Consider the following 9,517-nt stretch of genomic DNA (forward strand, 5'->3'; position numbering starts at 1 on the left):
CCCTGAAGGCTGGTTCAATCGGCAACAGTCTCAACGCCGACTTGGTCGTGATCCGAAGCGCGAGGCCGCGGGCCGGTAGCGGTCAGCCTCATCGGAGAACCTCCGTGACGGCGTCCCACACGGGTACGTCGCAAGTCCCCGAGCGCATCCGCATGGTCTTCGTGTAGCCGTACTCCTGCAGAGTCTCAGCGGAGTGCTCTCGCCCGTAACCGCTGGATTTGATTCCGCCGAAGGGCATTCCGACGACCATGCGGTTGTAGTTGTTGATGAAGACCATGCCCGCGGCGAGCCGGCGGGCCACCCGCATCTGGCGTTCGGAGTTCGCGGTGTAGATGGCGCCGACCAGACCGAACTCGGTGCCGTTCGCGATGGCAACGGCCTCGGATTCGTCCTCGAACGGGATCACCACCACCACGGGCCCGAAGATTTCCTCGGTGGCGATCCGCATCGACGGTGTCACGTCGGCGAACAGCGTCGGCTCGACGAAGTATCCGCCGCTGAGCGCCGGGTCGGCGGGGACGGGTGCGGTCGCCACCACATGGGCGCCTTCGTCCTTCCCGATCTTGATGTATTCGAGGACTTTCCGTTGTTGGACCGGACTGACCAGAGGTCCGACATGGGTGTGAGGGTCCGCGCCGTCGCCGACCTGAAGGTTCTTCACCGCGCGGGCGAACGTGTCGATGAATTCCTCGTAGACGTCGCGGTGGACGATGACGCGGGAAGCTGCCGTGCAGGCCTCGCCCTGGTTGAAGTAGCCACCTTCGATCGCGCCGGCGACAGCGAGGTTCAGATCGGCGTCGTCGAAGACCACGATCGCGTTCTTACCGCCGAGTTCCATCAGGGTGGGGGTGAGGTTGTCGGCCGCGGCCCGTAGGACGTGTTGACCGGTGACGGGTGAGCCGGTGAAGGAGATCTTGTCGATCCCGGGATGGGAGGTCAGCGCGGCACCGGCCGCGGCGCCACCGGGAACGACGTGGACGACGTCGTCCGGGATGACCGATCGGACAATCTCCAGGATGCGCATGACGGTCTGCGGGCACTGCTCCGGAGGCTTGATGACGATCGCATTGCCCACGGCCAGAGCCGGTGCCGATTTCCCCGCGGTGTGGATCGGGGGCCAGTTGAAGGGCAGGATGGCGCCGACGACGCCATACGGTTCGAGCATCGAGACGTCGAGCACGTAGCCCTGGTCGTTGACGTGATGGGGCAGCGCTTCGACCATTTTCCCGAAGTACTCGAATACACCGATGCACGTTTCGAGGTCGAACCGACGGGCCTGGCTGACAGGTTTGCCCATTTCGCGGGATTCGAGCGCGGCTATCGCATCGGCGTGCGTGCGGAGGGCTTCGGCGACCTGTAACAGGTACCGGCCTCGCTCGCGGGGGGTGCGGGCGGCCCAGCCGGGTTGTGCCGCCCGTGCGGTCGCGATCGCCGCATCGACCTGGTCCGCGCCACCGCCCTGGACGCGAGCGAACACCTCACCGGTGGCCGGATTGTCCACAGGCACGACGTCCTCATCGCGATCCGATGACCACCGGGTGGTGACGAGCTCGATCGAATGGGTCGGTGATGTCATGGTCCTCCTCAGCTCTGTCCTTCCATGGTGTCGGCAGCCGGCCACCGTTCCAAGAGCCTGCGCATCGGAATCACCGATGCCGGTATGTCCTGGCGCCAGAACGGGTTCCTCCGTCGGCCTGCCGGCGGAGACGGCGCAGTGCTTTCATGGGTCGGTGTCATCCTCGCTCGCCAGGCTCGATTTGAATCTGATTGTGCTGCTGGACGCCCTGTTGACGGAGAAAAGCGTCTCCCGCGCCGGCGAGAAGGTCGGTCTGAGCCAACCGACGATGTCGGGAGCTCTGGCCAGGTTGCGCAGGCACTTCGGAGACGAGTTGCTGATCCGGACCGGTAACCGCTACGAACCGAGCCCCCTCGCGCGTGACCTTCAGCCCCTGATCGCAGCGACGATCGCGGCCGCGCAACGGGTCTTCGATCGGACGTCGGAATTCGATCCGGCGTCCTCCGATCGCGAATTCACCCTGGTGAGTTCGGATTATGGCGCCGCCACGGTGGTCCCGGGCATCATCCGGGCGATGTCGGCGCACGCACCGGGTACGCACCTGAGGGTCATTCCCCCAGCACCGGAATTCATCGAGGAACCGAGGGCGGCCCTCCGCACGGTCGATGCCATGTTGATGCCGCGCGGTGTCCTGCGCGGGCTCCCACATCTGGATCTGCTGAGCGACGAGTGGGTCTGTGTGATGAGCCGAGACCATCCACTCGCCGGGGGCGAGCACCGACTCGAGGACCTGATGCGCTACCCGTGGGTCACCACGACATCGAGGCTTCCCACCGCTCCGACGCGGGCGCTCGAACTGCTCGACGTCGAACCGCCGGTACGCGTGACAGTCGAATCCTTCTACATCGTTCCCGCACTGCTCGTCGGTTCTCACCGGATAGCGATCCTGCAGCGCGAGCTTGTCCGGCGTTCTGCGTATGCACCCGAACTACTGTGCTCGCCACCACCTTTCCGGGTTCCGACGCTGGTGCAAGCGTTGTGGTGGCATCCCAGTTTCGACGATGACGCCGACCATCACTGGTGGCGCACCCAGATCCAGGCGGGTGTGGAGTTCGCCCGCAGACAGGGCGGCTCGACGCCCTGAGTATCACCCGATTCGATGCCCGCATCCGCCATCTTGGGTTCCTCGTCGCGGCCATTTCACCAAACATGGTGTTGGTCACACTTGCGAGGAGAATTCATGACCGACAGCGCACCGGCCGGACAGAACATCGAGGCCGTCGATGTCCATGCCCACCTGTGGATTTCGGACGTACAGGACCTGGTGGCGGGCCTCCCAGGGTTTATCGAACAACGGCGAATGGACGAGCGTAGGGCCGGCCGCGATTCGAACGACGCCACCGACCGCATGGTCCGACAGCGACGCTGCCTGCTCACCTCCCTGGAACGCCGGATCGCGCACATGGACGCCAACGGTGTGGCCGCGCAGGTCGTCTCGGTTGTTCCCACCCAGTACCATTCCTGGGCCGATCGCGTGCTGGCGTGGGAGATCGCTGCGGCGACCAATGCCGGTATCGCCGGTCACTGCGGCGGTGCGGCAGGGCGTTTGACGGGCCTCGGCGTTGCACCGTTGCAACATCCCGAGGTGGCGATCCGGTCCTTGGAGGACGCGGTACTTCGGCACGGTCTGCGCGGCGTCGAAGTGCCGACTTTCGCTGCGGGCATGGCCGGTACCCGGCCGATTGACCTGTCCAGCCGAACGCTCGACGGGTTCTGGTCGCGTGCGGAGGAACTCGGTGCGATCATCTTTGTCCACCCGTGGGGGTGCAGCCTGGATGAGCGGCTCGACCGCTGGTATCTGTCCAATTCGGTGGGGCAGCCGGTCGAGCACGCGGTTGCGGTCAGCCACCTCGTCGTGGGAGGCGTACTCGACCGGCATCCCGGTCTGATACTCGCAATCGCCCACGGCGGTGGATATCTGCCCGCCTTGATGACCCGGGTCGATCACGCGTGGACCCATCGCGCCGATGCACGCGGCTGCGCCCAGCTACCCAGCAGCTACCTGGATCGGATGTACTTCGACTCGCTCGTGTACACCCCGCGGGCACTCGATGCCCTGGTCGCCACCGTCGGCCACCGGCAGGTGCTGCTGGGCTCCGACTATCCCTTCGACATGGGGGTCGAGGATCCGGTCGCCGCACTGGTTGCCGCCGATCTCAGCGCCGACGCAACCCAGGCGATCGCATTTACCAACGCCGACCGGCTCGGCCTGACACCGCCCCGCTGACTGTGGTGTGAACAGCCCAGACCCGTCAGGGCACTACAGCGCGGGCTTCCATCTCGATCAGTGCTCGTGGCTCGGTGAAGCGAACCACCTGGATGCACGTCGATACGGGCAGATCATCGCCGAACGCGCTCAGCCACAGGGAGTGGCCGTCGCGCAGGTAAGCCTCGATGTCGGTGACATAGGTGGTGGTCCGGACGACGTCGGACATGGCGGCGCCGCAGGAGCGCAGGGACCGGCCGATCACGTCGAGCACCTGCGCGGTTTGCGCGGCGACGTCTCCTTCGCCGACAAAGGTGTTGTCGGCGGTAAACGACATGCTCCCGGCCACTTCCACGATTCGGGTACCGGTGGCCGCTACCGCCTGCGCGTACAGTTTCCGCCCGCACCCGGGGATCTCGCGGACATAGACGTCATCGGGCCACCTGCGGTCAATCACCTCGTCACCTCCCGGTCGGATCGTCGAATATCGCTACGGCCCTGGTCCATCCGGCGGAGGCCGCGTACACCTTCACCGGAAAGCAGCAAACCGAGAATCCGTCGGCGGGCAACCGTTCCAGGTTGTGAAGCTTCTCGATGTGGCAGTACCCGATTTCCCGTCCGGCCTTGTGCCCCTCCCAGATGAGTGCGCCGTCACCGCTCGCCGCGTAGCGCTCTGCGGTGTGCACGAAGGGGGCATCCCAACTCCAGGCATCGGTTCCGGTGAGGCGAATGCCTCGCTCAAGCAGGTAGAGGGTCGCCTCCCGTCCCATGCCGCACCCGGCCGAGACGTAATCGTCGAGTCCGTAACGGGTTCCGGCCCGGGTGTTCACCAGGACGATCTCGAGTGGCGTCAGCGTGTGCCCGATGCGGTCCAGTTCGCACTCGACATCCTCGGCCGTGACGACGTAGCCGTCGTCGAAGTGCCGGAAGTCGAGTTTGACTGCCGGTTGCAGGCACCAGTCGAGAGGTACCTCATCGATGGTGATGGCACGTTCGCCGTGGTTCATCGTGGACGCGTAGTGGTAGGGGGCGTCGAGGTGAGTTCCGCTGTGGGTCGTCATCGACACGCGTTCGATCGCCCATGCCTCTCCGTCCGGCAGATCGGCCGGTGACGCGCCGGGGAAGAACCCAAGGAGATCGCCGACCGTGTCGCGATGTGTGAAGTACTCGATCTGCGGGAGCAGGCCGGGCGGGTCGGACGCCAGACCGGCCCGAAGGGCGACCGAGATATCGATCAGGGTGCGCATGTGGAGGTCCTTATCCCGAGGTGAGGTTCAGGGACTGGCGGGTCTGCTCCACACTGGCCACCTCGCGGTCGAGGTCGGCCACCAGCCGGGTGGCGCGGGTGACCAGCGGTGTACTCCCTTGCGCCAGTTCACCTTTTCGGATGTGCAAGGTGTCTTCGAGGCCCGCGCGGGCGTTGCCGCCGAGTGCCAGACCGATCGCGGTCAAATCCAGGTTGGTCCGCCCGATCGCGATGACCTGCCAGACCGATCCCGCGGGAAGGCGTTGCACCATGGTCAACAGGTTGGTCGGTGTTGCCGCCATACCGCCTTGAACGCCCAACACGATCGAGAACTGCAACGGCTCGGGGAGCAGGCCCTTATCGCGCAGGCGTAGACAGGCATCGAGATGGCCGGAATCGTAGATTTCGAGTTCGGCCTTCACACCGAGATCCCGCATCTTCTCGGCCAGACGGGTCACCCCGGCCGGAGGATTTCTGAACTCCCCCGCCCCGAAACTCATCGTGCACGGATTGAGCGTCGCCATTTCCGGTTGCAGGTCGATCAGCTGCTCGCGCTCTTCGAACGGCACCGACAGGCCGACCCCGGTAGACATCTGGATCAGAATCGGGCAGCGCTCGGCGATGCGCGCCATGACCTCACGGCCGATCCGCAGATCGGCGGTGGGGCGTTGGCTGTCGTCTCGTAGGTGAATGTGGGCCACGCTCGCGCCCGCCAGATAGGCGTCGGCCACCGCGTCGGCGATCTCGCGTGGTGTCGTCGGCAGTGCGGGGTTGTCGGCTTTGGTGGCGATCGGTCCTGTCGGGGCGACGGTGATGGTGGCTCGCATCCACGCACCGTGCCCCATCGTGGGCCGGGCACGGAAGTACCAAACACGGATACCACGATCGACAGGGCGAATACCGCGGACCGGCTCCCCGCCTGCTGCTACGGCGTATTCCCGTCACCGATACCGCCATCGAGAAGTTGGTGTGACCTCGCCGAACGGTCCGTGCGAACGTGTCGGGCAACTCAAGAGCGAACGTATGGAGGACCTATGTCGACTGCCACAGGAGCGGGCGCCGACACCGCGGCCACGCTGCGGCGCGCAGCACTCGCAAGCACAGTGGGAAGCGCTATCGAATTCTATGAATTCACCGTCTACGGGTTCTTGGCGGTGGTGTTCGCCCCGCTGTTCTTTACCTCCGACCAGCCGACTGCTGCAACATTATCCGCCCTCGCGGTGTTCGGAGGCGGATACCTCGCCCGCCCACTCGGCGGCGTCATCTTCGGCACGCTCGGTGATCGCATGGGACGCAAACCCGTGCTGATGCTGACCATCTTCCTGATGGGATCCGCGTCGATGGCCATCGGTGTCCTGCCCGGCTATGCGCAGATCGGAATCGCCGCGCCGGTGCTCCTGCTGATCCTCCGGATCCTTCAAGGACTCTCCGCAGGAGGAGAATTCACCGGTGCGCAGACCTACATCGTGGAGATGGCCCCGAGGAATCGGCGCGCGGTTTACGGTTCGCTGCCCGCGTTCGGCATCGGTGTCGGGTTCGGTTTCGGCGCACTGACCGTGGGGACGATGACGGTGCTGACAACGGCCGAGCAGATGGTGGCCTGGGGATGGCGGATCCCGTTCCTGCTGTGCATCCCTCTCACCGCGGTCTGTCTGCTGATTCGGCGCCGTCTCGAAGAATCACCCGGGTTCCGGCAGCTCAAGCAGAGCGGCGCCGTCGTCCGCACCCCTATTCTCGATGTGCTCCAGCGATATTGGCGTGAGGTCCTCAAAGTGGCCGGGCTGTCGATCGCCATCCTGGGACCGGCGTTCCTGGCCAAGTTGTACATGGCGATCTATCTCATCCAAGACCGCGGCATGGACAGCGCCACCGTGTACCTGGCACTCGGCGCCCTGCTGCTCGTATCGACGCTGCTGTACCCGGTGATGGGCACGGTCAGCGATCGGCTCGGCCGCAAACCACTCATCCTCGGTGGATGTCTGGCCTACCTCGTCCTGACGCTCCCGATGTTTCTCCTGGTCACCTCGACCACCAGCCTGTGGGCGATCGCACCGGTCCTCCTGGCGTTCATGGTGATCGAGCCGGCGATGGCCGGGGCGGTGTACACCAGCTTCGCCGAGCTGTTTCCCGAGCGGATCCGCTACACCGGCACCTCGGTCGGCTTCAATCTCGGGACCATCGTTGCCGCGGGCTTCGGACCCTATATCTGCGCCCAACTGGTCGCGGTCACCGGATCCCTGCTGTCGCCGGCCATCTGGGGAATAGGCTGCGCCGCGGTCGGCATGCTCGCCTACCTGACACTGCCTGAGACGTCGTCCGCGGCGATCAGCGACCGAACCGCGGCTAGGAGCCCAGCGGCGTCGCGCGGCGCCGCAGCACCACGCGCCCACCGGCCCTCGGCGTGAACGCCACGCCCCGCGAGTGCACCTTCTCGCCGGGTGCGGTGGTGGTCTGGATGACGAAGTGCCGCAATACCGTTCGCAGCACCACGTCCATCTCGACGTTGGCGAATACGGCACCCACACAGCGCCGGGTGCCGCCGCCGAACGGGATCCAGCCGATGCCGGGCCTGGCGCCGATGAAGCGCTGCGGGTCGAACCGGCCCGGATCGGGGAACTCCTCGGCCCGTTCCTGAATGGCGGCCAGCGCCACGATCACGGAATAGCCGCGCGGGATCGTCCAGTCGCCGAGCCGGAAACCGGGCGCGTGGATGTGCCTGCCGGCGAAGTCGATCACGGTCCGAACCCGTTGCACCTCAAGGATCGTCGCCTGCCGGTACTCGTTGGCGTCGGTGCCGGACTCGGCGACCAGTTCGGCCAGGATCTGCGGATGCCTGCTGATCCGTTCGAAGACCCAGCCCAGCGTCGACGCCGTGGTCTCGTGCCCGGCGGCCAGCAGGGTGAGCAGCTCGTCGGCGATGTCCTTGCGCGACATGCTCGAACCGTCCTCGTAGGTGCTGCGCAACAGTAGCGCCAGAATATCGTCGCGCCGCTCGAATTCGGGGTCGGCCTCGATCTGGACGACCAGCCGGTCGACCACCGCGTCGTACTGGCGCCGGTAGGCGGCCAGTCGCCGCCACGGCCCGAACTCGCTGAGCCGGCCTTTCGGGGTGGGCAGCACCGCGAGCCGCGACCCGAGGGTCACCCACGGCGGGATGATGCGGCGCAACTCGTCGAGCTGTTCACCGTCGGCGCCGAACACGGTCCGCAGGATCGCGTTGAGGGTGATCCTCATCATCGGTTCGAGGGTTTCGAACTCCCGCCCCTCGGGCCAGGTCGCGCTCTCCCGCAGCGTCTCCTCCTCGAAGATCCGCTCGTAGTTCCTGATGCTCTTGCCGTGGAACGGCGGTGTCAGCAGCTTGCGGCGGGCCCGGTGGTCGGTGCCGTCGAGGGCGAACACCGACCCCGACCCCAGGATCCGGCTCAGGTTGGGCTGGATGTTGCCGACATCGTCGGTGTTGGCCAGGAACAGCTGCTTGGCCAGCTGCGGATTGGCGACGATCACGGTGCGCCCGAACATCGGGATGTTGAGGCTGAACACGTCGCCGTACCGGCGGGCGCTCTGTTTGACCATCCAGCGCCGCGCGGTCGCGTAGCCGATGCCCTGGACGAGTTTGGGGAGCGGTAGCCCCGGGGGAATCCGCACCGGATGTACGGCGGCGTCGAGGTCGTCGGCGGTCGCAATATCGGTCATGCCATCTCCAGCCAGGTGTGGTACTGCGGTGTACCAGAGGTGTGCGTAGTACGGTACTCGCAGGTACCACACGGCACAAGGGGCTTTCATGACGACCGCGGTCACGGGTGCCGGTTCGACAGCCGGCACCGACGCATTCCGGCTGCGCCTGCTGGACGGGCTCACCGCCGCGATCGTCGACAAGGGCTACCGAGACACCACGGTGGCCGACATCGTGCGACACGCCCGCACCTCCAAGCGCACCTTCTACGACCAGTTCGCCAGCAAGGAGGAGTGCTTCATCGAACTGCTGCGGGCCAACAACGCGGCGCTGGTCACCCTGATCCGGGCCGCGGTCGACGCCGAGGCCCCCTGGCAGGAGCAGATCGAACAGGCCGTCGGCGCCTACGTCGACCACATCGAGTCCGCCCCGGCGATCACCCTGAGCTGGATCAGGGAACTGCCCGGCCTCGGCGCGGCGGTCAGGCCGCTGCAGCGGGCCGCGCTGCGCGAGCTGACCGATCTGCTGATCGATCTCAGTGCGGCCGCCGGTTTCCGGCGCGCGGACCTGCCGCAGCTCACCCGGCCGCTGGCGATCATCCTGCTGGGCGGGCTGCGCGAGCTCACCGCGCTCATCGTCGAGGACGGGCGCGACATCCGCGAGATCTACCAGCCCGCGGTGGCCGCGTCGAAGGCGATCCTTGGACCCGAGCCCGGCTAGCTGTAACTCTTGGGGAGGTTGTGAACGGCGTGGCGGCGACGAACGGGTGAGGGCCTCCGGTATCGGTGTGGTTACCACACACACGCCGACCACCGA

At 66.1% G+C, this 9,517-nt stretch carries 9 protein-coding genes; 4 read left to right on the top strand and 5 right to left on the bottom strand.

Going from position 1 to position 9,517, the window contains the following annotated elements:
- Positions 1-88 precede the first annotated feature (88 nt).
- Complete coding sequence (locus ACWDTP_RS34635; protein ID WP_450027745.1) at positions 89-1,576, bottom strand: aldehyde dehydrogenase family protein; 1,488 nt, start codon at positions 1,574-1,576, stop codon at positions 89-91.
- A 154-nt stretch (positions 1,577-1,730) separates the two neighbouring features.
- On the opposite strand from ACWDTP_RS34635, the gene ACWDTP_RS34640 reads away from it, so the two are divergent.
- Positions 1,731-2,660, top strand: a complete 930-nt coding sequence (locus ACWDTP_RS34640) for a LysR family transcriptional regulator (protein WP_450027746.1) — start codon at positions 1,731-1,733, stop codon at positions 2,658-2,660.
- 96 nt (positions 2,661-2,756) lie between these two features.
- Positions 2,757-3,803, top strand: a complete 1,047-nt coding sequence (locus tag ACWDTP_RS34645; protein WP_450027747.1) for an amidohydrolase family protein — start codon at positions 2,757-2,759, stop codon at positions 3,801-3,803.
- A 25-nt stretch (positions 3,804-3,828) separates the two neighbouring features.
- Here ACWDTP_RS34645 and ACWDTP_RS34650 read toward each other — a convergent pair whose 3' ends face one another.
- Genes ACWDTP_RS34650 through ACWDTP_RS34660 form a run of 3 tightly spaced genes read right to left on the bottom strand, consistent with a single transcriptional unit; the run spans position 3,829 to position 5,855 of the window.
- Positions 3,829-4,239: a RidA family protein gene (locus ACWDTP_RS34650; RefSeq protein WP_450027748.1), complete on the bottom strand. Its 411-nt coding sequence runs from the start codon at positions 4,237-4,239 to the stop codon at positions 3,829-3,831.
- A gap of 4 nt (positions 4,240-4,243) precedes the next feature.
- A complete protein-coding gene (locus tag ACWDTP_RS34655) occupies positions 4,244-5,029 on the bottom strand; it encodes a cyclase family protein (RefSeq protein WP_450027749.1) in 786 nt (261 codons plus the stop codon).
- Between the two features lie 10 nt (positions 5,030-5,039).
- Positions 5,040-5,855 carry a 3-keto-5-aminohexanoate cleavage protein gene (locus ACWDTP_RS34660; RefSeq protein ID WP_450027750.1) on the bottom strand — a complete coding sequence of 272 codons (816 nt, stop codon included), beginning with the start codon at positions 5,853-5,855 and terminating at the stop codon, positions 5,040-5,042.
- A gap of 207 nt (positions 5,856-6,062) precedes the next feature.
- Here ACWDTP_RS34660 and ACWDTP_RS34665 point away from each other — a divergent pair, with 207 nt between their 5' ends.
- A complete protein-coding gene (locus ACWDTP_RS34665; protein ID WP_450027751.1) occupies positions 6,063-7,433 on the top strand; it encodes an MFS transporter in 1,371 nt (456 codons plus the stop codon).
- Here the strand turns inward: ACWDTP_RS34665 and ACWDTP_RS34670 are convergent.
- On the bottom strand, positions 7,372-8,736 hold the full coding sequence (locus ACWDTP_RS34670) for a cytochrome P450 (RefSeq protein WP_450027753.1): 1,365 nt from the start codon (positions 8,734-8,736) through the stop codon (positions 7,372-7,374). The two genes, ACWDTP_RS34665 and ACWDTP_RS34670, sit on opposite strands and share 62 nt — an antisense overlap.
- 73 nt (positions 8,737-8,809) lie before the next feature.
- Between ACWDTP_RS34670 and ACWDTP_RS34675 the strand changes: the two genes are divergently transcribed.
- On the top strand, positions 8,810-9,421 hold the full coding sequence (locus tag ACWDTP_RS34675) for a TetR/AcrR family transcriptional regulator (protein WP_450027752.1): 612 nt from the start codon (positions 8,810-8,812) through the stop codon (positions 9,419-9,421).
- Positions 9,422-9,517 lie beyond the last annotated feature (96 nt).

Source organism: Mycobacterium sp. NPDC003449 (assembly GCF_053588415.1).